The sequence below is a fragment of the Bradyrhizobium sp. CCBAU 21365 genome (assembly GCF_015291305.1).
GTDB lineage: Bacteria > Pseudomonadota > Alphaproteobacteria > Rhizobiales > Xanthobacteraceae > Bradyrhizobium > Bradyrhizobium elkanii.
The window spans coordinates 8,390,833-8,417,071 of record NZ_CP030036.1 but is presented as its reverse complement, the minus strand read 5'-3'; the positions used below and the strand labels follow the sequence as shown (position 1 = coordinate 8,417,071).

Sequence of the window (26,239 nt, the reverse complement as noted above, 5' to 3'; positions counted from 1 at the left end):
CTTGGCGGGGCCAGTGGCTATGGACGTCGTCAAGTAGCCGCTAGACAGTGCCGCCCGCCTTGCGGCTGCGCGTCGGTTGAAGGTCCGACGCGCATCCGTGACGCGTGGAGGTGCAATGTTAATCGTTGGGGAGTGGGCCGCAATGGCGTATGGGCAGATGGAAAAGCTCCTGATCAAAGCAATACTGGAGCCCGACTTTGGCAAGGAGCTGATATCACAGGGGAGGTCGGCTGGAGCGCGATACGGCTCCGACCAAGGCGAAGCCGCGGCGCTGTCGGAGCTACTCGCGAATGATGGCGCTGGCTTGGCTGCCGTGCTGTCGGTGATCGATACGGCTATCGATGCCCGCCTGTCACTCGGCCTGTTTGGCAGACTCCCGCACGAACTTGGCGGAGGAGATCCCAAACAGCATCAGCCCGCCGGTCACGTCGCCCCCATGAGCGCCCATACGGGCTAAGCTCGGAGCAGTGCGGCAATTGTTGCGGGGCGCCTTCTCATGTATGCTCTTGGTCTGAACCTGTCGCATGATAGATCCGCGTGCCTGCTGAGCGACTCAGGCGATATCGTCGCAATCGCGGAAGAACGTCTCGACCGGCACAAGCATTCCTGTCCGTTGGACCGGCTGAACCGACTTTTCGCTCTCGTCCCGCAGAAGAGCCTGTATTACTGCCTCGAAGCCTGCGGCATTGGCGTCGAAGACCTGGACGTCGTCGTATTCTGCAACGCAGCGATCGTCGGCGGCAACGTCATCCGTAATCTAAGTGTTGCCGATTGCGCGGTTCAGATGCCGTGGTCGCCGCGTTCGCACCTTGCGACGATAAACCATCACGAGGCGCACGCGCTGAGTGCCTTCGTGCCATCGGGCTTCGAAGAGGCGGCCGTCCTAGTCGTCGACAAAGGAGGCAGCGTGTGGGACTGGTGGCGAAATCGGCAGGGCGCCGACATCCCGCTGATCGAGCGGGCTAGTCTCTACCGAGCCTCGCCCAACGCACTGGAGCTGGTCGCAAAAATCCATGATCGCAAGGGTGATCTGCTGTGGAACTGCAATTCTGTCGGCGCGCTCTACGAACTCGCCACGCTCCAGATCGGATGCACGCCGTTCGACGCCGGCAAGACGATGGGTTTAGCGCCGTACGGCATGACGATATACGCCGACGAGTTCAAGCGCCAGCTCGAGCTGGCCGAAGGTGGCTTCCAGATCAGCCCAACTGTTCAATCCGTTGGCCAACATCTCTTTCCGCAATTCTTCACCGCCAAATATGGGCCGGTGAACTTGCGACCGGACGAGCCCCCGCAATATTACGCCGACCTCGCGCGCGCCGCCCAGGAAGCCGTCGAAGAGATTATGGTCCACCTGGCGCGAGAGGCCTATGCGAAGACCGGCCTGCCTCGACTCTGTATTGCCGGCGGCCTCGGCCTCAATTGCGTGGCCAATGCCCGTATCGAGAAGTCGACCCCCTTTGAGCAAATTTTCGTGCAGCCCGCTGCCACCGATGATGGCACCGCTATTGGTGCTGCGTTCCGGGGATTATCGATAAGGGGAGGCGAGTTTCCGCGCAACGGCTTGTGGCACACCGCGCTTGGCCGCACGTATAGCTCCGTGGAGGTCGAGAGTGCTGTGCGGGCGCTGCCTACGCTTGAGCAAAACTACGCCGAGATTCTCGATGCTACGCTCTACGATGTCGTGCGGGTGCTGACCAACGCGGGGGTGGTCGGATGGTTCGAGGGTGGCTCGGAATTCGGCCCGCGCGCGCTTGGTCATCGCAGCCTCTTGGCCGACCCGCGTCCAGCCGAGATGCGAGCGTTTCTCAACGGGCAGGTCAAAAACCGCGAGCAATATCGCCCATATGGAGCGAGCGTCCTGGTTGATCGTGCCAACGATTATTTCGAACTGCGCAGCGAACAGCCTTACATGCTGTTCGTTTGCGGCGTCCGGCCGCGGTGCCAGGCGGAGGCGCCGAGCGTCGTTCACGTCGACAATACCTGTCGAGTGCAGACGGTCGCGCGTGATCGTGATCCCCTCTACTACGACCTGATTTCGGCGTTCGCGGAGCAGACCGGATTGCCGTTTGTGCTCAACACCTCATTCAACGGAAAAGGCGAGCCGATCGTCGAGTCGCCAGCCGACGCCATTACGACCGCGGTCAACATGAAGCTCGATGCACTGTATCTGAACGGGCGCCTCTTCGTGCGGCGGCAATCAAACACGCGATTTAAAAAATGGGAGCAGACGAGTGGCTGCAATGCGCCTAACAGTTCTCGATGATTTTTACCCGGACCCATGGGCAGTGCGTCGCTACGCGCTGACCTTGCGCTACGAAGACGCCGCCAACGAGAACGACAATACCCATTATAAGGGCATGCTGACTACGCCCTCGCACCCATACGCGGAGGGCGGCCTGGGTCTCATCGCCTGCGCCCTTAGCAAACCTCTCGTTTGGCGCACCCCTATCGGCGAGTTCCGCCTGCTGCTGAAGAGGAAGCCAGACGCAAATCCCAACGAACGGGCGACCTGGATCCACTACGATGCCATGGTCGCTAGCTATGCTGCTCTCGTTTTTCTTAATCTCGATTCGCAGTGTCAGGGCGGGACCAGCTTCTTTCGCCACCGCCAACTCCAATGGGATCGCATACCGGACTTGAATTCAGAGGATATGGCCCAGCTCTGTCGCAACTTGAATATCACCATCCCCGAGGTGCTCGAGACCTTGAAGCATGACGGCTTCAAGATTGATGAGAAGTGGGATCTGCTTACGACAGTGCCTATGAAGTTCAACCGGTGCATCATCTTCGACAGTCGCCAGTTCCATGCTCGAACCGGAACCTTCGGCGCTACGCCGCTCGATGGCCGACTGACCCAAAACTTCTTTTTTGATGTCCTGAATTGACTTTGTCCGCTCGTGCGGGCGGCGCGGGAGGCTTACGTGAGGGTAGAGCAGTGGAGGCAGGCGATCGACCAAATCATGGTGGCGGAATGCTTGCTATTCGCAAACAGCGTTCCCCGTGCTGACCATCTGAGCGGACCGACGACGCCACTCGATCGGACGTACTATCTGCGTCACCGTATCGAGACGGTGCGGCGCATCTGGGAGACCGCACGCACCGATGCGCTCGCCCTGAGCGTAATGGTCCGTGAGGACTATGAAGCGGCGCGCTATTGGGCCGAGTATCTCCGCGAAGAGATGAACCATGACAAGTTGTATTTGGGCGATCTCGGAAGGCACGGCATTAGCAGAGACCTGGTCTCGACCACCCCGCCGTTCGCTTCCACCTTGGATCTGATCGCGACCCTCGAACGGCGGATCATGGAGTTCGGTTCGCTTCCTGCCGTTGCGTATTCGGTGTTCGTGGAGTGGAACTCAAGACATGCCTCGCCGCTCGCCGCGGCGCGTGCGGCCGAGGCTTTCGGTCAGAACTGCGTCAACGGTGCGAGGGCGCACATCGCCATCGACGAGCGCGATCACCACGATGAGATGATGCTGGCCGTGGCCACGCGAGTCATGGGGGCGCGAAACTATTCGACTGGGCTCCTGGCAACTCTGCTGTCCGAAGTCGGCGCTTTGTTGCGCGCTTATTTCGTAGAACTCGACGGGTATTCATCCGCGATGTCCGTTCGGCTGATTCGCACCTCAAAATCATAGCGACGAAAGCGCTGAGACAAAGCTCTTAATCTATCGCGCCGTCGACGTGCCAGCGTAGTTGAAGCGATCGGTAATGCCGAACTAGTTGTTGAAGCCTCCGCTGAGCGTCAGCATTCGTTGCCCCCAGCAGGCGCGTCAATAATACCCCCTGGAGACACCGCCTGACACCGCATCCATGTCGAATCCCATTCCCCAAAGTTCATAGTGAGGCCCACAGTTAGAGCGCGGCTACTTTCGCTCGCGTTGATGAAGGCTCGAAGCGCCTCGCGCAGTTCTCCAATGCGCGAAATGTGCGGGCAGCGGCGTCGCAACAGGATCGCCACGTATACGCTTAGAATTAGACCCGCAAACCGCAACAAAGGCGACTACGACGCCGTTATGTACGACATGGTCTGTTCCTGACGGCAACTGCTTCCCGCCGAAAACGCTCCATGTGTGGGTGTCTCCGCTCTTATGCCCACTCGGCACCTCTACCATTCAAGGTTCTAACCTCCTGACTTCCGTCCGAGACTATGTAGCAATGAGGCCGCAACTGGAGAGAGGAGAACAGCAAGGATGCTCCATCGACATTGGGGCATCACCATTTACCCCACAAGATCAAAAGGGCATTGGAGCTGAGCCCTCCAAGAGGGACGGCCGTTGATGACGTTTTGGAGGCATCGCTACGCGCGCCGTCCCCGCTCCAACGGTTAGGAGCTGTCGGTTCTGGTCTTCACACGCCGCTCCAGATATTCGACGATCTCGTGAACCCACCAAACGCGGGGAGAATTGCGGTGGTCCTTCAGCTTGAAGCCGATCGGAAATTTCCGCGCATCTTCCAAGCGATCAAGATGAGTTCGCGACCAACCGATATCGAAATCTGACTGATACCGAAATCTGACTTGAGCCGTTTGAAAGGTCTCCCTCCGGTGAAGCTTTCAATTACCCACAATTTCTACCCCAACGACGGCACCCAACCCGATGTCAGTAAGGCGTGACAGTCCGCGCCACATAACCGTATTGCCGGGCGGGGGATCATCGGAGCGCGCGAGGTAGCCGCCGAGTCGTGCGATCTTGGTCAGGTAATGAGACAGTGATTTTTGTCGGAACGACCTTTGGCCTTTATCCTTTACAAGAAGATCGAGCAGGTCGATCTCGATGTCGGACAGCGCAAGGCTCGGTGGCGCATCCGGGGCCGAGCGGTTGAGCATCGTCATCCAGAAGACTCGCCAACTCAGGATGCAAAAGACCGAGATCAGATTGGCAAGCCGTTGGGCGGTCCTGAGCTTCGACTCCTCAGCTTTGCAGCCCGATCTGAGGATCTTGTGGAACACCTCGATTTTCCACCTCAGCGCATACCATTCGAGCTTCTCAATGGCGTCCTTGCGTGACTGAACGGGCAGGTCGGTGATCAGTTTCCACTCGATTTTCTTTCTGTTCTTCGGTGTCCCGCGTTCTTCGGCATGGATCACCGTTAATGTCAGCGCGGATACCGCTTTCTGCTTTCCGATCGGCGGCAGGACTCGAATCTAACGATATCGGATCTCGAGAACGGCTTCGTCTGGATCGCCGCGGCTATCTCGAACTTCGACGCGATGCAGTCCCTTGACGGCAACCTCTTCCATTTCCTCGGCGATCGTGTGATCCCCGTCCACAGCCAAGCGGTCAACACAGGTTCTGACTAGGAAGTGCGTTCCGATCTGCTGTGCCGCGCAGAACAGTTCATAAATGTCGCTTTCACGATCACCGATATGGATGCACCGTCCCGGCTCCTCCAGAAGCTCGGTCGATTGCCTCAGATTCTCCAACCATCGGATGCTTTCCTTCTTCTCGATAGGAATCCGGGTTGGATGATCTTCTTTTTAAGCGCTGCCGTCCCCTTGAATTTCTTCCGAGTCCAGAATTTAACGGCTGCCAACCCAAGCGGCACCCCGTCGAATGTAACTGCGAGGCTCGAGTGCATCAGGATGCCGCAAACCGTGTGCGATCTCAGGCGACCCGCCTTGTCCCGTCCACTGTTTATGCTCTTGGTGATGCCGATCGCTTCTGAGTTCTCGCGTTGATAGCTAAACTCGGTTGTATCGTGCAGCACAAGAACGAGACCTTCAGCGGCGGCGGCACGATCACGTGTCGATTGGAAATGGCCGGCCAGAATGTTCGCTTCGCTGACCCGCTCATTAGAGAGAAAGCGGTAGGCTGCCTTGGTATTCGCCCAATCCTGGCAGACGAGCGGAATGCTTTGTCCCATGGCGCTTCCAATCTGCGTGAGCAGTTTGCGGAATCTGCCGCCGAGCCGCGCGTCCCTAAACTCGCATCCACTAATCTCTCGATCAATCCAGCATTCACGTTCCAACGATCGCAAAACGCCTTTTGCCGATCGATCCTTCAATGTCAGCCCCATAGAGCACCCCTTGCGAATCAGGTGCTCAACAAGGAATCACAAGTGATTCTTTCGACTCAAGAGTTCGCCGATCAGCAGATCAGCCCAAGTGGTCCAAGTTATGGGTAATTGAAAGCCGGTGAAGGCCGCCTTGTCGGGATAATGCGAGTGCTGTGTAACAGCCCTTATGGACAGCAATAAGTGCGGTGCTCAGATTGAGCGGGTTGAGGTTGTTGAGACTGGCCGGCGGCGTCGGTGGACCGATGATGTGAAGCTCAGGATCGTTTTGGAGAGTTTGCAGAGCCCGCGGGCCGTCTCATCGACTGCGCGGCGATATGGGATTCGCGCTCGCTTCTGTTGACTTGGCGGCGATCGCTCGGGACGCGGCCGCGCAAAAATGAACAGCCTCAGCCTTCCTTTGTGCCGGCGATGGTGACGCCCGAGCCGGCTGCAGTGGGGTCGACCGTTCTGGCGACACCGGCGAGCGGGCGTATGGAGATTGTCGTCGGCACGGCCTGTCGTGTGATTGTGGACGCCGGCGTTGATATGACCGCGTTGTCTCGGGTGTTGGACCTTCTGGAGCAGCGATGATCCCGATCGCAGCAGGCGCGAGAATCTGGATCGCGACCGGTCACACTGACATGCGCAATTATGCGGAGCCTACAATTATGCGGAGTGCGCGGCAGGAAGTTGCTGCCCGCCGCGGTTTTCTCGTATGTCTCACTCCGCATAATTCGGCTTGCGTCCGGCCGCGTTCAGCATGGCCAGGAGCTTGTCGGGTGCCCGGAAGCGACCAGGGGTCAGCATCGGCGGCGACATGGCGGTGAGCGCTTCGAGCTTCTCCGTCGGATCGGCTCGAAGGTAGACCTCGGTGCTTTGCAGGCTGGCGTGTCCGAGCCACAGCGAGACTTTCCGGACGTCCCGGGTCGCCTGAAGCGTATGCATGGCGCAGGTATGGCGCAGTACGTGCGGACTGACGCCTTTGTCGGCGATCGAGGGCGCTTTGCGAGCGGCGGTGGCGACATGCTTGGTCAGGATGTATTCAAAGCCTGAGCGGGTCATCGCCTGGGCGCGAGCGTTGAGGAACAGCTCAGGAGCGCCGCTGACTGGACGCACTTTGAGCCAAGCCTTCACAGCTGCGGCCGTCTCCTTCCAGAGAGGCAGGACACGTTCACGACGGCCCTTGCCCATGATGTGCACGCTGGACATGGTCTGGCGGGCCAGAGCTGATTGACGGCGGTCGTCTTGTCCTTGAACTCGTTCGCCGCCTTGATCACCACATAGGCCGGGCTGGTGATGATCACGCAACCGAAAGAATTCGGCTCCATGTTCGACCTGGATGATCTCCAATGAGCCGTGCGACCTGGTGTGGTGCTCGTGGAGGGGGTGTTGATTTTCGGCTTCGACATGAGCTCGCGCAGGCATTCCGCGAGCGTACCGTACCAATTAGCGTCCTCGGCCACTCGGCTCGATAATTCGGCCCCGACCTCCAGGGCGCGCGGTCCCGTCACGGTTAACCCGCGCAGGATCATCTCGATCGCCTTGGCCTCCCAACGATCCTGGGCAAGCGCTGCGTGCCGCCGCCACCCGGAAAGATGCCAATACGGGTTTCCGGCAGACCCATTGCCGTAACGGCATTCCCTGCGATGCGCAGGTCGCATGCTAGTGATAGCTCAAAGCCTCCACCTCATGCATAAGCTATTTATCGCGGCTACGACCGGCTTCTCGACGGCTGCAATCAGGTCGGTGAGCGCATGGAAGCCTGGCGGTCGAGGACCGGGTGGCGACGGCGGGTGCGGCGCTCCGCGCTCAATCGCATCCGCGGAGTCAGGGAGTTCCCTGACGTCGTAATGGCGAATGAAGATGCCGGGTACGCTCCCCGTGATGACTACGGCCCGCACCGATGTGTTTTCTCCTGCAGCCGCGACTGCATGAAACATCTCGGCCGTCCCAGCAGCGGTCATGGTGCCGAACGGGGCGTTTACGTAGGTGATGATACGAACCACGGCGCGATCTTCGGTGGAAACAAGGGCGATGGGCGTCCTCTCTCCTGCCGCGCACCGGCTGCTCGGGACCGTGATCTCCATCGGAAGCATCCTCACATTCTGGATGAACTTTCCAACTGGATCGCGGATGCAAAGTGATCGCGGATCAGGCAGCCAAATCGGCATCCGGCGGTCGCTCGAACAATCTCGCTTGAAAAAGAATGGCCGATCTCCGCGTTGAGGTGGGTGCACTTGCGCGTTATCGACGCGATCAACGCCGCCGGCAGTCGCATTGACAGCTTGGCGAAACACGGCAGCACTAAGATCCTATCACTGATGAAAACCGGCTTCATTCGGTTCTTGTTCTTCAGTGGGCGCAGGGGTCAGCGAGCCGTCGGCCTGAACGATCATCTTGCGCGAGAGGGGCGCGCCAAGCGGCGGAACTGCCGATCGCCGGATCTGCGGCGGATATCGCCGGGAAAACGCTGCAATCAGGCGCTGGCGGCGGCGAGCTTTTTCCACCACCTTCTCGATGGTCTTCTCTTTGGAGCGTAGTGCGGCGCGGGCGCGTCGGCGTTGGCGGTTCCACTCCTGCACGTCCGTTAACAGCCACATTGCCTCACCCGCTGAAGTGCTCGCGCACGGAAAATGTGGCTCTCCAGCCCAACGAGCGATTGTCCGAGGCGTGGTCTTGAAGTACGCGGCCAGTTGGACCACTGTCATTAAGATGCCGATAAAGCCGATCGATGTCGGTCCAACATTCTCAGTGATGCTCCCAGTGCTGTCTTTCATTGCTCGCGAGCCGCCCCTGGCAAGCGACCGCGAGCGGGCAGCAACTTGCCATTCATGAGCGACGCTCTTCATGCGCCGCGATGGCGCTTTCCAAAACCTCTTCACGGGTCATGTGAACTATCTCCCCAGCGAGCCTGTTGCGGAAGGCCGGCAGAAAGAGGCGCGGGCGTCTGGAGGAGCCGCCCGCGCGAAGTTTGCTACGCCAAGCTTGGCTGCTGGGGTTGCGTGAAATAAACAGCTAAGCCAAAAGTCTCTCAGCAACTCGCGTGCCAGACGGTCACGAACTTCAAGTGTAGAGATAAGCGGTGCCAGCCTTTTCGCCCGTCGTAGCCTGACCTCGACAGAGCACGGCGGCTAGCGCCACGATGGAAAACGTGCGGGCGGCGGCTGAGGGACCGCCCGCCGAGTTGAGTTACGCATGATACTTGGCCCTCAGGAGATTCAGCAAGCGACTAAGCCATACATGGCTCAGCAATCCGCGTGCCAGACAGTCATCAAACGCAAGGGAAAAACGGCACGCTTTCACACGCAGATCCGCTAAGCAGTTCTAAAGAGCGCAAGCGGGTGTTTGCGTATGAGTTCTGTGCTCGCCTTCGCGAACTCGTCACGGCCTCCACGCTCATCGATGGCCTCCCGCAGTGCGGCGAGCTTGTCGGGATCGGCAGAGCGAATAGCTGCGTCGAAGGCAGGCATGAACTTGAGCCTGTCCATTGCAATAGTCCCCAGAGGCGATCTTGAGCCTGACCTACGAACTTTGCTTCCACTGCGGAGGCGGCCTAGGTGACCGTCTGGTTGCCTGATGCTTCACAATCGCCGCAAGCACTGCGCTCTTTGTGATCTTCCCCTTAGACCATTCCCGGAGTGCCGCTATGGCGTCCTCTTCACGCGTCATGGCATGATCTCCACACCGTGTCACCGATGGCATGGAAAAGATGCGCGGAGGAGAGTCACCCACGCAGACTTGGCCATCTCATGGGGGTTGCGCGAAATTATGAGGAGCCAAGCCCAATTGGCTCCCAGCAACTCGCGTGCCATTCAAGATGCAAGAGAGGCGAAATAGTGCGCACCACCATGAAAAGCGTGCGGGCGGCAGCTGACGACCGCCCGCACGAGTTACGATGCGAGGACTTGGCCCTCAAGAGAGTCAATCAATAAGCGACCAAGCCATACTTGGCTCAGCAATCAGTGTGCCAGACGGCCACATTGCGCAGAGAGGCAAACGGCGCGCTTTCATACCTTGTGCAGACTAACTATTCGCGCGAGCGGTGCCTTCCGGACCACAATGTCATGAACCGGACGCAACTGAACGAGATCAGACGTGCCGCGGTAATGACGACGAGGGCGCTAAATAATCGGACTGATCTCGTCATCGTGCACGACGAGAAGCTCGCCGGGCTTCATGCCGAGTCTTCGCAACTGCTCCTCTTCGATTGGGCAGTTGAGCATTGCGGCCTTTGCGCCGCATTTCGCGATGGTCATCCTCACCACTTCCGCCGGATCGGCGACGGCCACCACGTAAGTTATGTGCCTGAATTCTTCGTCATCGTCGCCGTCTTCCTTGAAGACAGCTGCTGTCACCATCCAACCATCCATCTTGTTGCGCTCCGTATGCCGTGGGCCCTGCACTGCCGAACCTCTGAAGATCCGGAGGCATCGGACACGGCGGCTGAACACGAGGTCGGCCACCTCATTGCATGAATATTACGACCGCTGCGATGGCGAGCGAGGCTAGTCCCATCAAAATGACGCATGCGATGTACGGAAGGTCGCCACGCACTACACCGCTCCAGCACTTGACGGAGCGTGCACTCCGAGACGCGGCACACCAGCACAAGCCGGCGCGCAGCGTTCCGCACCCTGACACGGCAACCCAAGCCCTACACCTACTTGTCTGCATAGGTGCCAACTTCACGGCGAAGCCATTAGACGTTAGCACGCGCTCAACCTGCGGAGTATCTCGTTGACGCATCGCGAGGAGAAGCTCCGTCCTCCCGCGACCAAATCCCAATAGGGATCGGGCTGGAAGCCAGCTGTTCAATTGAACCACCATTTGGTGCAGCATCCTTAGATTGCGTTACGGGTACGGACGCAATGGCACCTCTCAACAGACGAGCGAGCATGAAGTTCCGAGTGCCCGAGGTTGTCATAGGTTGCTTGCTCACGGTCGCCGCTTTCGCCGTGGGAATGGCCTTCATGCCGTCTGCGAGAGCAGGCGAACCCTTGCTCAGTTGGTTCACCAAGGATGCAAGTGGCTTTTTCACTTCGGTGCAATTCGTTGTGGCGACAGTCCAAGCGGCACTCTTCTTCTATCAGCTTCGTTTGATCAAGCTCAGTTTGGATGACGCCAAGGTCGCATCTGAGGCGGCTACTCGGCAAGCTCGTGTTGCCGAAGACACCCTCAACAAGATCGAGCGCCCTTATGTCTTCGTCTTCAATGTGAGCTCTCTCAAAATCGTACGCTGGGAGGATTGGGAAAACGGGACCGAGGGTGTGAGGTTGTCCGTCACCTACTCGGTCGCAAACTATGGGAAGCTCCCTGCCGTCATCGAAGCTATGCAAGTAAGCCTGAGCGTGCACGCAGAGCCGCCAGCTCCGGTCAACTACGACCACAACCATCCCCTTGCGACCTCTGCTGTCCTCGTGCCTGGCGAGCCCCGCAACGATCTGGATGAGGGGCTTGCGTGGAATGATGTGGAGCTTGACGACTACGAAGGTGACCGTCCCGATTTCGGCGACATGCATCTGTTCTTCTGGGTCATCATTCGGTATCGCGGCACGTTCACAAGCGGCCACACCACCCGAGCGTGTTGGCGATACGACGAGCGAACACGCCGGTTTGTCGAGTTTAACGGAGGCCCCGAGTACAACAGTCAAACCTGAAGAGCAAGGAAGCGGGATGACAAAACACGGTTCGATCATCGAGGAGTTGGAGCGAGAACGAGCGAACATTGATCAGCTTTGGGCAGGCCTTGGAGGCCGCCAAGTCCGCGTCCATGCGGCCGGCGCCTCCGAGGCCGTTGTCACGGCCGAATACGTGGACGGCCTCAAGCAAGCCTCGAACGCGCTCAACAAAGCAATTACGGCCCTAAAGAACGTGGATGCCTGAAGGCGTTAGTTATCCACGATGGCCGGCCCGCCGTCACGCAAGATGTGCCGGTAGCCTTGATTAGGGTCCAGACTCATTAGATCCACCATACAAGAGCTGCGGTGAGGCAGACGGAGGCGAGATAGTTTCGCGCCAGCCTGTCATAACGGGTCGCGATACGCCTGAAGTCCTTCAGCCGGTTGAATGCACTCTCGATGCGCCAGCGCAGTTTGTAGAGGCGCTTTGAGAAGCTGTAGGGTTGTTTGCGATTGCTGCGGTTTGGAATGACCGGCTTGGTTCCGCGCGCATCCAGCTCCTCGCGCAATTCGGCGCTGTCATAGGCCTTGTCGCCGAGCATCCGTTTCGGAGGCTTGACCCTGCGGATCAGGCGTTCTGCGACCGGACAGTCGTGCGCTTCACCTCCGGTCAACAAAATCGCGATCAGGCGTCCCTTAGCATCTGCAAGTGCGTGTATCTTCGTGTTGCGCCCTCCGCGCGAGCGGCCAACAGCCTGCTTCTGCTCCCCCCTTTTCCGCCCGCTGCTGAGCGATGCGCTTTGACGTGCGTGGAGTCGATCATCTGCGTGTCTATCGATCGACCGTTGCCGGCAAGCGTGCGGAACAGGCTTTCCCATATGCCGCGCCGCGCCCACCGGGCGAAGCGATTGTAGATCGTTGTCGGAGGCCCGTAGGCTTCGGGGCAATCGGACCAGCGGCAGCCGCTTTTCAGCACATGTATAATGCCGCTGATAATGCGGCGATCGTCCTGCCGCTCGACACCGCGCACATCGGTTGGCAAGTGAGGTTCGATCCGCTGCCACTGCTCGTCGCTCAGCCAAAACAAACTCCTACTCACGATCCCAATCCTTCCCCAAAAGAGAATCAGTATCGTATTGTCGGAGCAGAACAATTAATGAGTTCTCACTCTAGTCATCCACTTGGCTCGGGCAAGATACGTCTCATAGGCTCGGCGGGCGCGCTGCGGCTCGCGTTTAGGATTGATGCGCAATACGATCTCCGCTACCACTCGCCAGTCTGCGCACTCTGCGTCCACTTCCAGCATGCGCATGTAGGTGACGGCGTGCTCCCGGTCATAAGGCGTCAAGGTCTGATCGCTCGGGGCGATATCCCGTGGCGGTCTTTGCATCGGATGCAACTCCGGTTTATCACCAACTAGAGCGTGATGACTTTCGTTTGGCCATATCCGGCGTTGGCGAAAGTAATAGGCACATTCGGCCGGTGAGACGGTGCCGAGGATCGGAGCGATAGCATCGTAGACGGCCTCGGTAGTTCGCTCATGCGCATGTTGGCGAGTCAATTGGGGGGGGCGCACGCTCAGGTCTTTGGCCCTGGCACTACATCGCACCCGGCAAACCGATCCTGAACATTGCCCGGGTGCACGATGGCGCTCAGCAAATGTCCTTGTGTATCGGTGACGATGTGGCGCTTGCGACCTTTGATCTTTTTGCCCGCATCAAAGCCGCCGTGCCCTCCGCTCTCGGTTGTCTTGATCGATCGACTGTCGATGATCGCCGCCGTTGGTTGCGGCTCCCGACGATTCCAACCAGGGCTTCATTGATCAAGGCCAACGCCCCGCTGTCGCGCAGGCCACAAAAATAGTACTGCACCGTCGTGAAGGGAGGAAAATCCTTCGGCAGTAGCGTCCATTGGCATCCCGTCGTCGCAATGTACTGGATCGCATCCCATACCGATCGCATCCAGGTCGTGCGCGGTTGCCCGACCTTGCTCAGCCTTGGCATCAACAGCTCGAGCAAGTCCCATTCCGCATCAGCTGCCGCCTCAACGCCCTTTGCGAACGCGACGCACTCAGCATGTGTTTCAAAGGTGGCTTGAAAGTTCCCACCGAAAAGGACATGGTTCGGCTGTGAAAGCGCTTGTTAGGCAACCAATTTGCCTCACAGGTCCTGACGGCGAACAACGCGGGCCACGTCGTTCGCCCGAAGCGTACGATAATCGGCGTTTGACCCGACCACAGTCATATCGGCCACGCGGTCGCCAATCTGAAAATCGTGCACGTCTTCACCGAGCTGATCGATTATCCCGACGACGTCGTAATCCATTACGAACGGCGGGCGGAGGCGCATCGTTTGCGGGTATAGGTGGCGCCTGATCAACACCTCGGTGTAATTGAGGCTCGACGCGATTACACGGACCCGCAGCTCTCCCCGACCAGCTGTCGGCAGGGGAGCGTCGATCACCTCCAGCCTCTTCGGATCACCGAAGCTGCTGACTTGAACAACTCGATTGCGCAGCTCTATCATGAGTGATCTCCCTGCAATCTCGTAATTCGGTGCAAGAACGGCACCAGTCCGCCGCTATCTTGCGGTCGCATCGCTACGTGATAGAGAATATTGCTGACCTGAGGTTCTGCCTTGATCTGACTCAAATCAGCCGACCCGACGTTGTCGGACCAGGTGGACGTTCGCGATCACGTTCTTTCTGGATTCGCGTAATAGAGGCACTAGGTAGTGTGGACTCTAAGGATTCCCTTTTGGGAGCAAATCAGATTCAAGGCTGCTTTTGGGGAGGCTGCCTTGGGTGTGATGTGTTTAGTCCCGGCATTTGCGGGAGCGGATTGAGGGTGAATCGTTCGGGCTCTTTTGTCCAGGCTTTGCAGATGTATTCGTAGGGCGTGAGGCCCTTCAGGGTCTTCAGCCGCCGAGCGTAGTTGTAGGCGTTTACGAAGTCGGCAAAGTGTGCTTCGAGCTGATCGTGTCGATCGTAATGGTAGCGCTGGACGGTCGCTTCCGTGATCGTGCGGTTCATGCGCTCGACCTGCCCATTGGTCCAGGGATGCTTGATCTTGGTCAGCCGATGTTCGATACCATTCTCTTGGCAGCGCATATCGAACATGTGTGTCACGTATCTTGCCGTCGCGCCGTCGGCGTAGCGCGGTGGGAAAGTGAACTGGATCCCATTGTCGGTGAGAACCGTGTGGATCTTGTAGGGGACAGCCGCGATCAGAGCTTCGAGGAAGGCCGAGGCGGAGGTCCTTCCCGTCTTCCTGGCCAGTTGCACGAAGGCGAACTTGCTGGTGCGATCGATGGCGACGTAGAGGTAGAGCTTGCCCTTCGGCGGTCTGGAGCTCAGCAATGTCGATGTGGAAATGACCGATCGGATAAGCCTTGAACGTTTTCTTCGGAGGCTTGCTGCCTTCGACCTCCGGCAATCGGCTGATGCCATGGCGCTGGAGACAGCGATGCAGGGATGATCGCGTTAGATGCGGAATGGTCGGCTGGAGCGCATAGAGGCAATCGTCGAGCGGCAATAGCGTGTGCCGACGGAAAGCGACGATGATCGCCTCCTCCTCAATGGAAAGGACTGTCGAGTTGGCTTCCTTGGGGCCGGTCGAACGATCGGCGACGGTGTCGCGGCTGCTTCCACTTCGCGACAGTCTTCTGATTGATCCCGTAGCGCTTGGCGAGTGCTCTCAGGCTCTCTTGACTATTTTGTATTGCTCGACGGACTGCCTCCGTCGTGGTGGCGCAGCCGTGTAAAACTTGTCCCATAGCGCATCCTTCGAATCGTGCGACAAGATTGCACCATCAAAGCCTGGGACTAAACACCTAGTCGTGTCCTGAATCAGAAGTTCGACGGACTCCAAATTGACTCGATGATAGCGGATTCTCCAGATTTTGGGGAGAATTGGCCATGGGTCGACGCTTTGCTCCGCTGGAGCTGGATGAGGTGGAACGCGCTGAGTTGACGTCGTTGGCGTCGCGTCGAAGCACTGCTCAGGCGTTGGCGCTTTGTCTCGCCCATGCCCGCCGCAAATTTGTCGAGGTGTACAAGACGACCCAGTCACCGTTCGCTCGCGAGGTGATCGAACGCCTGCAGGCAGTTTATGCTATCGAAGTGGAGATCCGTGGCAGCAGTGCCGCGCGTCTCACCCAAGCCTGTGAAGCAGCCGGCCGTTGTTGGGTAAGAGGAGGATTGGAGCGTGGAGCGTGCACATGTATCGTCTGATCATGGCGATTCGTCCCGACGCTCTCCCGACCGATCCGGCGTCTCTGACCGAGATGGTGCTCGCGCTTGATGCCGAGAACGAGAAGCTGCGTGTGGCCATGCAGACACTCAGGGAGATGATCTTCGGGAAGCGTTCGGAGAGGCTTACGGCGCTCGTGGACGAGCAACTGGCGCTCGAGCTGGATGATCTTCAAACCGACGCCACACGGCCTGCACCGGCCAACGACGATGCGCCTGCGGCAAAGTCGCCCGACAGACCACGCAAGAGAGCGCGCCGCAACATCGGTGCGCTGCCAAAACACCTGCCGCGCTGTGAGCAGGTGCTGGAGCCGGAGGTGACCGCGTGCCCATGCTGCCAGGGCCAGTTTCACAAGATCGGCGAGGACGTCAGCGAGGTGCTGGACGTGATCCCGGCGATCCTGCGGGTGCTGCGGACGGTCCGTCCCAAATACGGCTGCCGCAGCTGCACCGATGGCGTGGTCCAGGCGAAGGTGTTGCCGCGCCTGATTGAGGGCGGCATGGCGTCGACGGCCCTCGTGACTCACGTGGTGGTCTCGAAGTTCGCCTGGTATTTGCCGCTATACCGGCAGGTGCAGATCCTGGCCGGCCAGGGCATCCATCTTGACCGCGCGACACTCGCTGGCTGGGTCAAGCGTGCCGCCTGGTGGCTCAAGAGCCTTTATGAGCTGCAGCTGCGGATGATTCAGGCCGCGCCGCGCGTGTTCTGCGACGAGACGCCGATGCCGGTGCTCGACCCCGGACGACATCGCCCCCGCATCTGCCAGTTCTGGGCGCATGCCATGGATGACCGTCCCTGGGGTGGGCCCTCGCCGCCGGCGGTAGCCTACGTGTTCGCCGACAGCCGTGGCACCGAGAAGATCGCTGGACAATTGACCGGCTTTTCCGGCATTCTGCAGGTGGATGGGTATGCCGCCTACAAGGCGCTCGCCCGCGGTCACGGCGGCGCAATCCAGCTCGCCTTTTGTCTCGCCCATGCCCGCCGCAAATTCGTCGAGGTGTTCAAAACGACGCAGTCGCCGTTCGCGCGCGAGGTGATCGAGCGCCTGCAGGCGGTCTATGCCGTCGAAGCAGAGATCCGTGGCAGCAGTGCCGAGCAGCGGCTCGCCGCCCGCCGCACCAGGACCGCTCCGTTGATGGCGGCGCTCAAGGCGCGACTGACCGAGATGGTCGGCCAGCTGTTCTCCCAGTCGAAGCTGGCAGAAGCGATCAACTATGCGCTCAATCACTGGCACGGACTGACACTGTTTCTCCGCGACGGCCGCATCGAGGTCGACTCCAACACAGTCGAGCGTTCCATGCGCCCGATTGCCATGGGAAGGCGCAACTCGTTGTTCAGTGGCAGCGAAGGCGGCGCCGAGAGCTGGGCGATCCTGGCGTCGATCGTGAACACGGCAAAGCTCCATGAACTCGATCCGCAAGCCTACCTGACAGACGTGCTGGAGCGCATCGTGTCCGGGCGAACCAAAAGCCATCAGCTGCACGAGCTGCTCGCCTGGAACTGGAAGGCTGCGCGCCAGCGCACCGCACAGGCCGCCGCGTGAGGGGACGTCGCCATAAACAAGCATCGTCATCGATGGCCGCCGCCGCGATGCCACTTGCGGAGCTCGAGCGCTGGCTGCAGGCTCGCGTCGATCAGTATCCTGCCGCCACTAGCATTACAGTTGCAATTTTTTGCTGAGATGGGCTTTGCGCGCGTTGGCCTGATGAGCCCTACGCCAGGACGACCATGCGAGGATGTGGGCGTGGGGGATGCGCCGCTGGGTTAGCTTCATGGCGATGCGCCGGATTTCCTGGATTGACCAGCGGATCAAGAACGATGCTACGGTCGAGGCCGCTGTCGCGTTTTTTTGAGCAATGGCCCGGTGTTGGCCCGATGACGGATGACGGCCATCATGGCGAAGGCAAGCATGACGAGCGAGACATGGCGATGCCAGCCTTGCCAGGAGCGGGTTTCGTTGTGATCAAGGCCGAGCTCGTTCTTAGCGGTTTCGAAGCTGTCCTCGATAGCCCAGCGATGGCCTTCCACCGACACCAGCTTCTGCATGGACGTGCCCTTGGGGCACCATGTGGAGAAGAAGGCCAAGCTGCCGTCGGCAATGTTGCGGCGGATCAGAAGACCCCGCGTCCATTCCCCGGCAAGGTCGTCGTTGTATTCTCCAGCGTCGAGATCGGCCAGCTCAAGATAGGTCCAGTCGTGCCAGCGCGGACCTTTGGTCCCTTCGCCGGACGACAGGCGATGCCAGTCCTTCTTGGGAAGGCTCTGCGCGATCGCGGAGGCAGTGCCGGCGACAGGCTGCTGCTTGCCCCAAGAACGGAACACATGATTGGAAGCAACACCCAGAACATAGCCCTTGCCCGCCTTGCGCAGCAGGGTTTCGATCTCTCCGGTGCCATACACGCTGTCCGCCGCCACGAACGAGAACGGCACCTTTGCGGCGATCGCGCGAGCGATCATTCGACGCGCGATCTTGGGCTTCGTCGCAAAGCTCACATCGGTTGGTACATGCGCTGCCTTCAGGCGAGCGGATTCGTCCGTCCATTCCTTTGGCAGGTAGAGCGCCCGGTCGATGAAGGCATGGCCATGCCGCGACACATAGGAGGCGAACACTCCGATCTGGCAATTGGTGATCTTGCCCGCCGAGCCAGTGTACTGGCGTGCGACCCCGCACGAGGCCTTGCCCTGCTTCAAAAAGCCGGTCTCATCGATGACCAGGACCGCGTCCTCATCGCCAAGCGCTTCCAGCGCGTACTCACGCACAATGTCGCGTAGTGCGTCGGCATCCCACCGCCCCCGACCCAGGATCGCCTGCTGGCGCCACGGGCCTGGATCGCCGGCCGCTTCCGCCCGCATCCAACCCGTCTTGCGCGGCTCGTTGCCCAACAGTCCGTCGAGAAACTGCCACGCCGAGGCCGCGACCCGTTCCTGCGTAAACAGCGGACGGATGCGTTGCTTGGCATCTCGCAACGATGAAGCCCACAGCGCCAGCGTATTCTCAACCGACGCACCACCAATCATCAGATCCCGAATCATGGTCACCCATGGATTCAGAACCCTCAAGAAAATGCAACTGTAATGCTAGGGTCCAGACTCATTAGATCCACCATACAAGAGCTGCGGTGAGGCAGACGGAGGCGAGATAGTTTCGCGCCAGCCTGTCATAACGGGTCGCGATACGCCTGAAGTCCTTCAGCCGGTTGAATGCACTCTCGATGCGCCAGCGCAGTTTGTAGAGGCGCTTTGAGAAGCTGTAGGGTTGTTTGCGATTGCTGCGGTTTGGAATGACCGGCTTGGTTCCGCGCGCATCCAGCTCCTCGCGCAATTCGGCGCTGTCATAGGCCTTGTCGCCGAGCATCCGTTTCGGAGGCTTGACCCTGCGGATCAGGCGTTCTGCGACCGGACAGTCGTGCGCTTCACCTCCGGTCAACAAAATCGCGATCAGGCGTCCCTTAGCATCTGCAAGTGCGTGTATCTTCGTGTTGCGCCCTCCGCGCGAGCGGCCAACAGCCTGCTTCTGCTCCCCCCTTTTCCGCCCGCTGCTGAGCGATGCGCTTTGACGTGCGTGGAGTCGATCATCTGCGTGTCTATCGATCGACCGTTGCCGGCAAGCGTGCGGAACAGGCTTTCCCATATGCCGCGCCGCGCCCACCGGGCGAAGCGATTGTAGATCGTTGTCGGAGGCCCGTAGGCTTCGGGGCAATCGGACCAGCGGCAGCCGCTTTTCAGCACATGTATAATGCCGCTGATAATGCGGCGATCGTCCTGCCGCTCGACACCGCGCACATCGGTTGGCAAGTGAGGTTCGATCCGCTGCCACTGCTCGTCGCTCAGCCAAAACAAACTCCTACTCACGATCCCAATCCTTCCCCAAAAGAGAATCAGTATCGTATTGTCGGAGCAGAACAATTAATGAGTTCTCACTCTAGTCTCCCCATGCTCGACGGCTACGTCGCCGCAATCGTGGCCGGACCGGTGTCGATGAGCCCACTCGACTGGATCTGCCCGCTGCTCGCCATCGATGCCGATGCATTCAACCACGGCGGCACCCCGGAGTTCGCAGCCATACCGGCCGTCGCTCTGCGCCACAACGACATCAGCAACACCCTCTCGACCGCACCCGACCGGTTCGCGCCGATGCACCGGCGCAAACCGAGTCGAGACGTTGATCCGCGACCCTGGTGCCAAGGCTTCTATGCCGCGATGCGGCTCAAGCTATCGGCCTGGGCGCCGTTGCTCGACGCCGGAAACGTCAACCACGGTCTACTTCTGCCCATCCTGCTACATTGTCGCGACGATCAGGGCCGTCCGCTGCTTGGACCACCACGAAGCGGCCGCGAGACCAAGAACTTTCTGCGTAACGCCCACGCCGATATTCCGGCGGCGGTCGAGGCATTGCGGCAATACTGGATGCCGATCCGCTACGCCCGCGCTCGCTGATCACCGCGGACGTGGGAGCTCATACCGGTTACGACCGTTCTGGTCTCCTAACGACTCCTGATTGCGCCAGGGAGTGCCGAGCGCACACGATCCAAAGCGCACTTCCACGAGCATCCGGTTGTCCGGTCTGGTGGAGACGTTCTGATCAGGCCGTTTATGATCAGCGACACCTCCCAGCCCGCATTACTCAACGCCGAACGATTCACCCAAGGCTTCCAAAACGAGACTTAGCCTGATTTGCGACCTTGCGTTAGAACGTAACATAGATTGTCCGATTTCTGACATGCAGTCGGTCTGGTACACTTCGTTGAAAAATATCCTTTACTGATCAAGCTGTCGCAGTTGGCACAGGGTTTGAACAGAGAAGTCCGTCCACCGCAGCCGCCCACGAAGCGGCGGCCACAATAATGCTTCTTCGGCAATGCCGTTTGGCACAACGACACGGGCTGCCACATGGAGTCGGTCTCAATAGCACGTCACAAAAACTGTCCTCAATGTGGCTCTGCGTTGGTCCACCGCGAGTGGCATGAACGCATTGGTGCGCGGGAGGTCCAAGATCTCTGGCGCTGCTGGAATTGCAGGCACGAATTTATGACCATTGTCACTTCTGACGATACGGATCCTCCTATCGCTGAGATCACAAAGCTATTCTTTACCAGCCTGTTAGTCTGATCAATGAACGCCTGAGCCGCTAACACTCGCATCCGAGCGGCATCAGACTTGGCAATCCAAAGCAGGGCGGAGGGTCGCTTAGGGGAGAACAATTCGACCGTAGGCTCAGTATCTGCTTATCCCGGATGGGGAATACGCTTCGCGACCTTCCCATCATAAATGAAGTTGGAATGTTCTTATGAGGCTCGTACGTGCAATCGTCGGCTTGGCCCTGTTGGCAGTTGGATTGTACGTTATTATCGGCGAGCACTTCGCCGGAACATCGGCGGATGCTACACTCAATGCTCGACTCTACATCGTTCGGGCCCCGATCGAAGGAAAAGTGACGCTTGCCGTAAAGAGCATCGGCGCGCGCATTAGTCCCGGCGAGCTTATAGCAGAATTGAACGACCAACGCTTCGATACCGCGAGGCTTCTTGAGCTTGATCGCGATCGCACGAACCAGCAGATCGAGCTAAACCGTCTCGTTGGCCAGCGAGAGGCCTTGTCCGCATCCCGGTCTCGCTTCGATGTTCAATCAACTGATTACCAGCGCGGCAGGGTTCGGCAGATTGAGGCTCGAATTGCCGAAACGAAAGCAGCTCAAGACGCTGCGGCCGCGCGCCTTCGTCAAGCGGACGCAGAATTCAAGCGGGCAAATGAGCTAAGCACGCGTGGTGTACAGACGGTGGCGAATTTGGATCGCGCTCGCGCAACTTACGACGTCGCGCAGCAAGAACTGGAGAGTGCGCAGCAGCGAGTGAATTATTTAGAGACGGAACTTACGTCCGCTCGCGACGGCGTCTTCATCGGGGAGTCCTATAACGACGCTCCCTCCTCGGCCCAACGTATCCGCGAGCTCGAGCAGCGGCTGGCCGAGCTGAATGTCGACAAGGAGCAGGTGAAGGCACGTATTGTGCTGCTCGACGGGCAAATCGATGCCGAGCGTCTTCGTGTCAATAGCTTGAGCTTCGCTACTCTTAATGCCAGCGTCGTTGGCCTAGTCTGGGACATACTAATAGACGATGGCCAATACGCGCGGCGCGGCCAGGATCTCATCAAGATCGTCGACTGCAGTACACTGATCGTCACTGCGGGCGTCAGCGAATCTCTCTACGACGGTCTCTCGGTGGGAACGGCCGTGCAATTTCGGTTGTTTCGCGATGACCGTGTTTTCAATGGAACCATAACTCGCCTTGGCGGATCCGGTGCGGCCTCGCTTTACACCAATCTTGCTGTGGGTCCAAGTGCACAACATCTCCAGCGCTTTGATGTCACCGTGACTGTTCCAGACCTTGCAGGAGAGGCAGATCTCAGCTGCGCGATTGGACGTACCGGACGCGTTATCTTCACAGCCGGCCCAATCGCACAATTCCGTCGCTTTATCACGCGGTACGGACTCTGATGCTTCTGCTGTCGCCACTCGTTGCTGCCTTCGCAGGCGCCGCCTTCATAGTTGGGCTTCGCCTTACCGTCTTTCCGTTGCTTAATCCGATGAAGTGGTATTGGCGCGCTCTTCTCCTGGGGACGGCTACCGTACTGTCTTGGCGTTATATGGCTTGGCGCTTCACCGAAACACTGGCACCGCTCGACTGGACTGCGGACGCGCTGTTCAGTTGGGGATTCGCCATACTCGAAGCTCTGACGATGCTTTCCTCTACCATCGCGTTTTTCATACTGTCGCGGGTGAAAGAGCGGTCGGCAGAAGCAAACCAGTACTCCGAATGGTGGCTGCCTGGAGAAGCGCCGCGCGTCGATGTTTTCATCACGACTTACAACGAGCCGTCGGAAGTGCTCGAGCGCACGATCATTGGCGCGACCGAAATCCGCTATCCACGGCTTCGGATTTTTATTCTCGACGACGGCGCCAGGAATTGGGTGAGGCAACTTTGCGAGCTGTACGAAATCGGATATCTCGCACGCTCGGATAAGGAGCACGCTAAAGCGGGGAACATCAACCACGCACTTCGCGTGCGCGCCCGCGATCCAGCCCCCCCGGTCTTTGTCGCTGTACTTGACGCAGATTTCGTTCCCCATGCGGACTTCATCGAGCGGACACTAGCGTTGTTTCACGAGCCAGACGTCGCGCTCGTGCAAACCCCGCAGCACTTCTTCAATCCTGATCCGATCCAACATAACCTGGGAATAAGCACCGCATATCCGGATGAACAACGTCATTTCTTTGACAACGTCGAGCCAGCGCGGGACGCTTGGGGGATTGCCATCTGCTGTGGGACATCATCCGTAATGCGGGTCCGGGCCGTCGAGCAGATTGGCTGGATTCCAACACAAAGCGTAACCGAGGATTTCCTGCTCACCCTTAAGCTTGCGGAGAACGGCTGGCAAACTGCGTACCTTAACGAGCCATTGACTGAAGGTTTGGCTCCCGAAGGATTGAAAGAGTATATTACTCAGCGTGGACGGTGGTGCCTTGGCCTGATGCAGATTGTCCGCGGCTCATACAGCCCCTTTGGCATGCGAGGCCTTGGGCTGATGCATCGAATCGGTATCCTCGATTCATTGCTCTACTGGCTCAGCACCTTTCCCTTCAGGCTTGCCAGCTTGATTTGCCCCCTGTTGTACTGGTGGTTCGGTATCACCATCGTGAACGCGTCGCTGGTGGAAATTATCAGTTATTATGTACCCTATTACCTAATGGTTCTGGTGTCCCTGAACTGGCTTTCAAAAGGGTTGTTTGTCCCGCTTCTCAACGATACGGCTCAACTGATCGCGGCCTGGCCCATCAGCCGGGCAGCTGCTCTCGGGCTTCTGACCAGCGGATCGCATAAATTCTCGGTGACGGCCAAAGGCGGCGACCGTGCCAAGGTCGTTGTCCAATGGGCGTTGATGCGACCGTTTCTACTCCTGCTCGCACTGACGATCGGCGGCCTGATCGTGCCGTTGAACTCCGATTTCGTCTTCAATACGGCCCCAACAGCGGGCGACGGCACGGCTATCGTGATGTTCTGGACACTTTACAACATACTGGTGCTGTTCGTGGCAGTCGTGGTGTGCATCGAACGACCGCGATACGATCGACCTCAGCGGCAGATCCCAGAACCCATCACGTTGGTGATCCAAGGTGAGAAACACCGCGGATGGCTTCTCAATCTGGGCCGAGGGGGCGCTCGAATCAGCGGTCCATCCGGGCTTTCCGCCGGAGCAGAAGGGAAGCTCGACCTGCCCGGGATTGGCGGAGTGGACGCGCATGTTGCTGCGACTACTCGTGATGGCTATCGAATCAAGTTCTCTCCAACTCCTGAGCAAAGGGCGAAAATTATCAAGAAGCTTCATACCGAATCGGCCATGCCAGGGGCCGATCGAGGGAACATCTTGCAAATGATCCGCGAGTTGGCGCGAGCTCTAACGAGTTGAGGAGCGTGAGATGCCGAAAAGACCGAGCTTACTCTCCTTGGTGTTCTGTGGAGGCGCCTTGCTCATATTGGTGCCTGCCGTGGTGACCGCAACGATCTACACGGCCTTGCTACAGCAACGGGGAGAGCAGCTGCAATTCGACGCGCTAAGGATTCGCGGCGAAATGAGTTCCGCGCTGTTGGCCCGCCGGCTCTATGGAGTTTGGATGGATGTAGCTCGGTCCGCTGAGCTCATTGACCCGGCAGATCTTAAGAGTGCGCGAGAACACATCGACTTCTTGAGCCGCCTTGATCGACGCTACACTTGGCTCGGCGTCGCGGATCTCGAAGGGACCATTCTCGCGGCTAAAGACGGCATGCTCGAAGGAGTAAGCGTTGCACAGCGACCCTGGTTTAAGCGGGGCCTTGTCTCGCCGGCGGCTATCGATGTGCATGCCGCTCAACTGCTGGCCACCCAGTTGCCTGCATCTCGTGAGCCCTATCGCTTTATCGACCTGGCAGCACCGTTGCGCCACGCCGGCTCCGTTGCCGGGGTCATCGGCGCGCACCTTGACTGGAAATGGGTCGCAGAAGGCATGGACTCGTTACAAGTGCCCGGCATTGACGTGCTGCTGCTTTCGGGTGATCGAACCGTCCTGTTTGGCCCGCCCGATCTCATCAACAAGCCGCTCAACATCGGCTCCGCGCTTGCGGCTAGTCGCGTGACGACCGCGTCTCTACGCGAGCGCTGGCCTGACGGCAGGGACTACTTCGCAGTAATCGTTCCGACGGTCGGCTTCGCAAACCTTCCAAGCTTCGGTTGGTCTCTTCTGGTTCGGCAGAGTACCGACGAGGCGCTTGCGACCACCCGTAATTTAATCCGATCATTTTGGAGTAGTTTCGGTGTTTGTGCCATTGCCACACTAGCACTACTCTTTTGTGCGGCGCAGTGGCTGAGGACGCCGCTCCGCCGGCTCTCGAATACAGCGGAGGCCCTCTTGCACGATCCATCCGCCCGCCCGCCATATTCGGAGACACGCTTTAACGAAGCGGCGAGGCTCAGTGACGCGCTAGCTCGTATCCAGTCGAAGCTGATGGGCCACTCTGGTCGCAATTGAATCCAAGCACCGACTGGAGATGACTAGCTGAACGATGATCACATCGGGCATGAAGTTGCGCGGAAGTGTCGTGTCTGGTCAGCGCCGAAACATCTGAGGCAAATTGAGGTTGACGAGGGAGGATATCTGGTTCGTCGCAGCCACCGGGAGCGAAGATGCAAGAGAAGTCTCCAGGGCCGCAGAACAAATGCTGAGGGATATTCCGCATCAGATCCGCTGGCAATTCGGCGGGAAGAACGGGTCTGCCGGTTCCGGCGGAGGGCCGGTACGTCCCGGTAGCGCTTCACGCTCGATAAGCAACACCGCCCCCTCTACGTCCTGGATGGTGAGGCACGGCGCGTCTGGTAGAACAGCATGGCCGCGGTATTCGATCACATTCCGAACGATGACGTATTCCTATCTGATTCTCTTGTCGAGCAATGGCAAGGACGACAGGTTCTTCCGGGGCCGTTTACTCAAAACCAAATCTGCTTAACCCGAGAAAGGGACGAAGACCACGCAGGTTCGCGCTCGAGATCACTGTAGTGCGCATCGCGGATCAACCGTTAGCAAACAGCGAGGCCGTCGTATGCATCCGGCCAGCACCCTGGGTAGGCGCACCGGTCTGCCGCGGCGCTCAGGCAGCAGCAGCTTTGGACTGTTGGGTCTCCTTCCAATTCCACGGGAGCAGGTCTGCGACTCTGCTGACGGGGTGATCTGGAAGCTTGGCCAGCACGTCAGCGAGCCAGGCTTGCGGATCAACGTCGTTCATCTTGGCTGTTTATCCCGCCCGCCGAACTATGCCAAACGGATTTAGTATGGCACGCCGTTGTC

Annotated in this window: 25 protein-coding genes and 5 pseudogenes; 13 read left to right on the top strand and 17 right to left on the bottom strand. The window is 58.9% G+C overall.

Annotation, left to right across the window (positions count from 1 at the left end; genetic code table 11):
* Positions 1-142 precede the first annotated feature (142 nt).
* Genes XI02_RS39825 through XI02_RS39810 form a run of 4 tightly spaced genes read left to right on the top strand, consistent with a single transcriptional unit; the run spans position 143 to position 3,641 of the window.
* Positions 143-457: a hypothetical protein gene (locus XI02_RS39825; RefSeq protein WP_129964766.1), complete on the top strand. Its 315-nt coding sequence runs from the start codon at positions 143-145 to the stop codon at positions 455-457.
* Positions 458-496: 39 nt separating this feature from the next.
* On the top strand, positions 497-2,266 hold the full coding sequence (locus XI02_RS39820) for a carbamoyltransferase C-terminal domain-containing protein (RefSeq protein ID WP_051448168.1): 1,770 nt from the start codon (positions 497-499) through the stop codon (positions 2,264-2,266).
* Positions 2,244-2,888, top strand: a complete 645-nt coding sequence (locus XI02_RS39815) for a DUF6445 family protein (RefSeq protein ID WP_035633741.1) — start codon at positions 2,244-2,246, stop codon at positions 2,886-2,888. The genes XI02_RS39820 and XI02_RS39815 overlap by 23 nt, the downstream gene beginning before the upstream one ends.
* Positions 2,889-2,924: 36 nt before the next feature.
* Positions 2,925-3,641, top strand: coding sequence for an iron-containing redox enzyme family protein (locus XI02_RS39810; protein WP_129964764.1), 717 nt, complete (start codon positions 2,925-2,927; stop codon positions 3,639-3,641).
* Positions 3,642-4,558: 917 nt separating this feature from the next.
* Here XI02_RS39810 and XI02_RS45825 read toward each other — a convergent pair.
* From XI02_RS45825 to XI02_RS45815, 3 genes are read right to left on the bottom strand one after another with little or no spacing between them, the layout of a single operon-like run.
* Entirely contained in the window at positions 4,559-5,092 is a 534-nt protein-coding gene (locus XI02_RS45825; protein ID WP_244980941.1) for an IS4 family transposase, read from the bottom strand.
* Positions 5,093-5,149: 57 nt separating this feature from the next.
* Complete coding sequence (locus XI02_RS45820) at positions 5,150-5,428, bottom strand: hypothetical protein (protein ID WP_244980942.1); 279 nt, start codon at positions 5,426-5,428, stop codon at positions 5,150-5,152.
* On the bottom strand, positions 5,416-6,021 hold the full coding sequence (locus XI02_RS45815; RefSeq protein ID WP_244980943.1) for a transposase DNA-binding-containing protein: 606 nt from the start codon (positions 6,019-6,021) through the stop codon (positions 5,416-5,418). The genes XI02_RS45820 and XI02_RS45815 overlap by 13 nt, the downstream gene beginning before the upstream one ends.
* A 166-nt stretch (positions 6,022-6,187) precedes the next feature.
* Here XI02_RS45815 and XI02_RS45810 point away from each other — a divergent pair, with 166 nt between their 5' ends.
* Entirely contained in the window at positions 6,188-6,361 is a 174-nt protein-coding gene (locus XI02_RS45810; protein WP_244980944.1) for a transposase, read from the top strand.
* Positions 6,362-6,720: 359 nt separating this feature from the next.
* Here the strand turns inward: XI02_RS45810 and XI02_RS39795 are convergent, their stop codons facing one another.
* The 7 genes from XI02_RS39795 to XI02_RS39770 form a co-directional block, all read right to left on the bottom strand.
* Positions 6,721-7,191 carry a tyrosine-type recombinase/integrase gene (locus XI02_RS39795; protein WP_197971369.1) on the bottom strand — a complete coding sequence of 157 codons (471 nt, stop codon included), beginning with the start codon at positions 7,189-7,191 and terminating at the stop codon, positions 6,721-6,723.
* A 337-nt stretch (positions 7,192-7,528) separates the two neighbouring features.
* A complete protein-coding gene (locus tag XI02_RS45805; protein ID WP_304494566.1) occupies positions 7,529-7,648 on the bottom strand; it encodes a hypothetical protein in 120 nt (39 codons plus the stop codon).
* A 25-nt stretch (positions 7,649-7,673) separates the two neighbouring features.
* A complete protein-coding gene (locus XI02_RS39790) occupies positions 7,674-8,087 on the bottom strand; it encodes a hypothetical protein (RefSeq protein WP_197971350.1) in 414 nt (137 codons plus the stop codon).
* 11 nt (positions 8,088-8,098) lie between these two features.
* Positions 8,099-8,338, bottom strand: coding sequence for a hypothetical protein (locus XI02_RS39785; RefSeq protein ID WP_129964762.1), 240 nt, complete (start codon positions 8,336-8,338; stop codon positions 8,099-8,101).
* Positions 8,316-8,777, bottom strand: a complete 462-nt coding sequence (locus XI02_RS39780; protein ID WP_129964761.1) for a hypothetical protein — start codon at positions 8,775-8,777, stop codon at positions 8,316-8,318. The genes XI02_RS39785 and XI02_RS39780 overlap by 23 nt, the downstream gene beginning before the upstream one ends.
* A 537-nt stretch (positions 8,778-9,314) precedes the next feature.
* Positions 9,315-9,488, bottom strand: coding sequence for a hypothetical protein (locus XI02_RS39775; protein WP_155258820.1), 174 nt, complete (start codon positions 9,486-9,488; stop codon positions 9,315-9,317).
* A 633-nt stretch (positions 9,489-10,121) separates the two neighbouring features.
* Complete coding sequence (locus tag XI02_RS39770) at positions 10,122-10,358, bottom strand: hypothetical protein (RefSeq protein ID WP_244980945.1); 237 nt, start codon at positions 10,356-10,358, stop codon at positions 10,122-10,124.
* Positions 10,359-10,895: 537 nt separating this feature from the next.
* Here XI02_RS39770 and XI02_RS39765 point away from each other — a divergent pair.
* On the top strand, positions 10,896-11,657 hold the full coding sequence (locus XI02_RS39765) for a hypothetical protein (protein WP_129964759.1): 762 nt from the start codon (positions 10,896-10,898) through the stop codon (positions 11,655-11,657).
* A gap of 16 nt (positions 11,658-11,673) precedes the next feature.
* A complete protein-coding gene (locus XI02_RS39760) occupies positions 11,674-11,883 on the top strand; it encodes a hypothetical protein (RefSeq protein ID WP_129964758.1) in 210 nt (69 codons plus the stop codon).
* Between the two features lie 76 nt (positions 11,884-11,959).
* Here the strand turns inward: XI02_RS39760 and XI02_RS39755 are convergent.
* From XI02_RS39755 to XI02_RS39740, 4 genes and pseudogenes are all read right to left on the bottom strand, one after another.
* Positions 11,960-12,648: pseudogene (locus tag XI02_RS39755) on the bottom strand (IS5 family transposase).
* 587 nt (positions 12,649-13,235) lie between these two features.
* Positions 13,236-13,651: pseudogene (locus XI02_RS39750) on the bottom strand (transposase); the annotation flags it as partial.
* A gap of 126 nt (positions 13,652-13,777) precedes the next feature.
* Positions 13,778-14,143, bottom strand: coding sequence for an alcohol dehydrogenase catalytic domain-containing protein (locus XI02_RS39745; RefSeq protein WP_028344450.1), 366 nt, complete (start codon positions 14,141-14,143; stop codon positions 13,778-13,780).
* Positions 14,144-14,390: 247 nt separating this feature from the next.
* Positions 14,391-15,391: pseudogene (locus tag XI02_RS39740) on the bottom strand (IS481 family transposase).
* 142 nt (positions 15,392-15,533) lie between these two features.
* Between XI02_RS39740 and XI02_RS45795 the strand changes: the two are divergent.
* Both XI02_RS45795 and XI02_RS39730 read left to right on the top strand, forming a co-directional pair.
* Positions 15,534-15,848 (top strand): transposase, encoded by a 315-nt coding sequence (locus tag XI02_RS45795; RefSeq protein WP_080687005.1) that lies wholly within the window; start codon positions 15,534-15,536, stop codon positions 15,846-15,848.
* A gap of 2 nt (positions 15,849-15,850) precedes the next feature.
* Positions 15,851-17,410 (top strand): IS66 family transposase, encoded by a 1,560-nt coding sequence (locus XI02_RS39730; protein ID WP_028344449.1) that lies wholly within the window; start codon positions 15,851-15,853, stop codon positions 17,408-17,410.
* 278 nt (positions 17,411-17,688) lie between these two features.
* On the opposite strand, the gene XI02_RS39725 is transcribed toward XI02_RS39730, so the two are convergent.
* A complete protein-coding gene (locus XI02_RS39725; protein WP_080687004.1) occupies positions 17,689-18,900 on the bottom strand; it encodes an IS701 family transposase in 1,212 nt (403 codons plus the stop codon).
* A 61-nt stretch (positions 18,901-18,961) separates the two neighbouring features.
* Positions 18,962-19,650, bottom strand: a pseudogene (locus tag XI02_RS39720) (IS5 family transposase).
* Between XI02_RS39720 and XI02_RS39715 the strand changes: the two are divergent.
* The 4 genes from XI02_RS39715 (at position 19,597) to XI02_RS39700 (ending at position 25,426) form a co-directional block, all read left to right on the top strand.
* Positions 19,597-20,304 (top strand): YecA family protein, encoded by a 708-nt coding sequence (locus tag XI02_RS39715; RefSeq protein ID WP_244980947.1) that lies wholly within the window; start codon positions 19,597-19,599, stop codon positions 20,302-20,304. The pseudogene XI02_RS39720 and the gene XI02_RS39715 sit on opposite strands and share 54 nt — an antisense overlap.
* Before the next feature lie 850 nt (positions 20,305-21,154).
* Positions 21,155-22,360, top strand: a complete 1,206-nt coding sequence (locus XI02_RS39710; RefSeq protein ID WP_051448141.1) for an HlyD family secretion protein — start codon at positions 21,155-21,157, stop codon at positions 22,358-22,360.
* Positions 22,360-24,330, top strand: coding sequence for a glycosyltransferase (locus XI02_RS39705; protein WP_028344310.1), 1,971 nt, complete (start codon positions 22,360-22,362; stop codon positions 24,328-24,330). Before XI02_RS39710 ends, XI02_RS39705 begins: the two co-directional genes overlap by 1 nt.
* A 58-nt stretch (positions 24,331-24,388) precedes the next feature.
* A complete protein-coding gene (locus tag XI02_RS39700) occupies positions 24,389-25,426 on the top strand; it encodes a cache domain-containing protein (RefSeq protein WP_038387930.1) in 1,038 nt (345 codons plus the stop codon).
* Positions 25,427-26,042: 616 nt separating this feature from the next.
* Here XI02_RS39700 and XI02_RS39695 read toward each other — a convergent pair.
* Positions 26,043-26,186, bottom strand: a pseudogene (locus XI02_RS39695) (transposase domain-containing protein); the annotation flags it as partial.
* Positions 26,187-26,239: the final 53 nt, after the last annotated feature.

Coding starts and splice junctions, on each gene's coding strand:
- XI02_RS45795 (WP_080687005.1), top strand. CDS start 15,534: ATGGGTCGACGCTTTGCTCCGCTGGAGCTGGATGAGGTGGAACGCGCT.
- XI02_RS39725 (WP_080687004.1), bottom strand. CDS start 18,900: ATGATTCGGGATCTGATGATTGGTGGTGCGTCGGTTGAGAATACGCTG.
- XI02_RS39715 (WP_244980947.1), top strand. CDS start 19,597: ATGTATAATGCCGCTGATAATGCGGCGATCGTCCTGCCGCTCGACACC.
- XI02_RS39795 (WP_197971369.1), bottom strand. CDS start 7,191: ATGGGCAAGGGCCGTCGTGAACGTGTCCTGCCTCTCTGGAAGGAGACG.
- XI02_RS39705 (WP_028344310.1), top strand. CDS start 22,360: ATGCTTCTGCTGTCGCCACTCGTTGCTGCCTTCGCAGGCGCCGCCTTC.
- XI02_RS39745 (WP_028344450.1), bottom strand. CDS start 14,143: ATGATAGAGCTGCGCAATCGAGTTGTTCAAGTCAGCAGCTTCGGTGAT.
- XI02_RS39790 (WP_197971350.1), bottom strand. CDS start 8,087: ATGGAGATCACGGTCCCGAGCAGCCGGTGCGCGGCAGGAGAGAGGACG.
- XI02_RS45815 (WP_244980943.1), bottom strand. CDS start 6,021: ATGGGGCTGACATTGAAGGATCGATCGGCAAAAGGCGTTTTGCGATCG.
- XI02_RS39710 (WP_051448141.1), top strand. CDS start 21,155: ATGAGGCTCGTACGTGCAATCGTCGGCTTGGCCCTGTTGGCAGTTGGA.
- XI02_RS39770 (WP_244980945.1), bottom strand. CDS start 10,358: ATGGTGACAGCAGCTGTCTTCAAGGAAGACGGCGACGATGACGAAGAA.
- XI02_RS39760 (WP_129964758.1), top strand. CDS start 11,674: ATGACAAAACACGGTTCGATCATCGAGGAGTTGGAGCGAGAACGAGCG.
- XI02_RS45810 (WP_244980944.1), top strand. CDS start 6,188: ATGGACAGCAATAAGTGCGGTGCTCAGATTGAGCGGGTTGAGGTTGTT.
- XI02_RS39785 (WP_129964762.1), bottom strand. CDS start 8,338: ATGAAGCCGGTTTTCATCAGTGATAGGATCTTAGTGCTGCCGTGTTTC.
- XI02_RS39825 (WP_129964766.1), top strand. CDS start 143: ATGGCGTATGGGCAGATGGAAAAGCTCCTGATCAAAGCAATACTGGAG.
- XI02_RS39780 (WP_129964761.1), bottom strand. CDS start 8,777: ATGAAAGACAGCACTGGGAGCATCACTGAGAATGTTGGACCGACATCG.
- XI02_RS39815 (WP_035633741.1), top strand. CDS start 2,244: ATGCGCCTAACAGTTCTCGATGATTTTTACCCGGACCCATGGGCAGTG.
- XI02_RS39820 (WP_051448168.1), top strand. CDS start 497: ATGTATGCTCTTGGTCTGAACCTGTCGCATGATAGATCCGCGTGCCTG.
- XI02_RS39775 (WP_155258820.1), bottom strand. CDS start 9,488: ATGGACAGGCTCAAGTTCATGCCTGCCTTCGACGCAGCTATTCGCTCT.
- XI02_RS39765 (WP_129964759.1), top strand. CDS start 10,896: ATGAAGTTCCGAGTGCCCGAGGTTGTCATAGGTTGCTTGCTCACGGTC.
- XI02_RS39730 (WP_028344449.1), top strand. CDS start 15,851: ATGGCGATTCGTCCCGACGCTCTCCCGACCGATCCGGCGTCTCTGACC.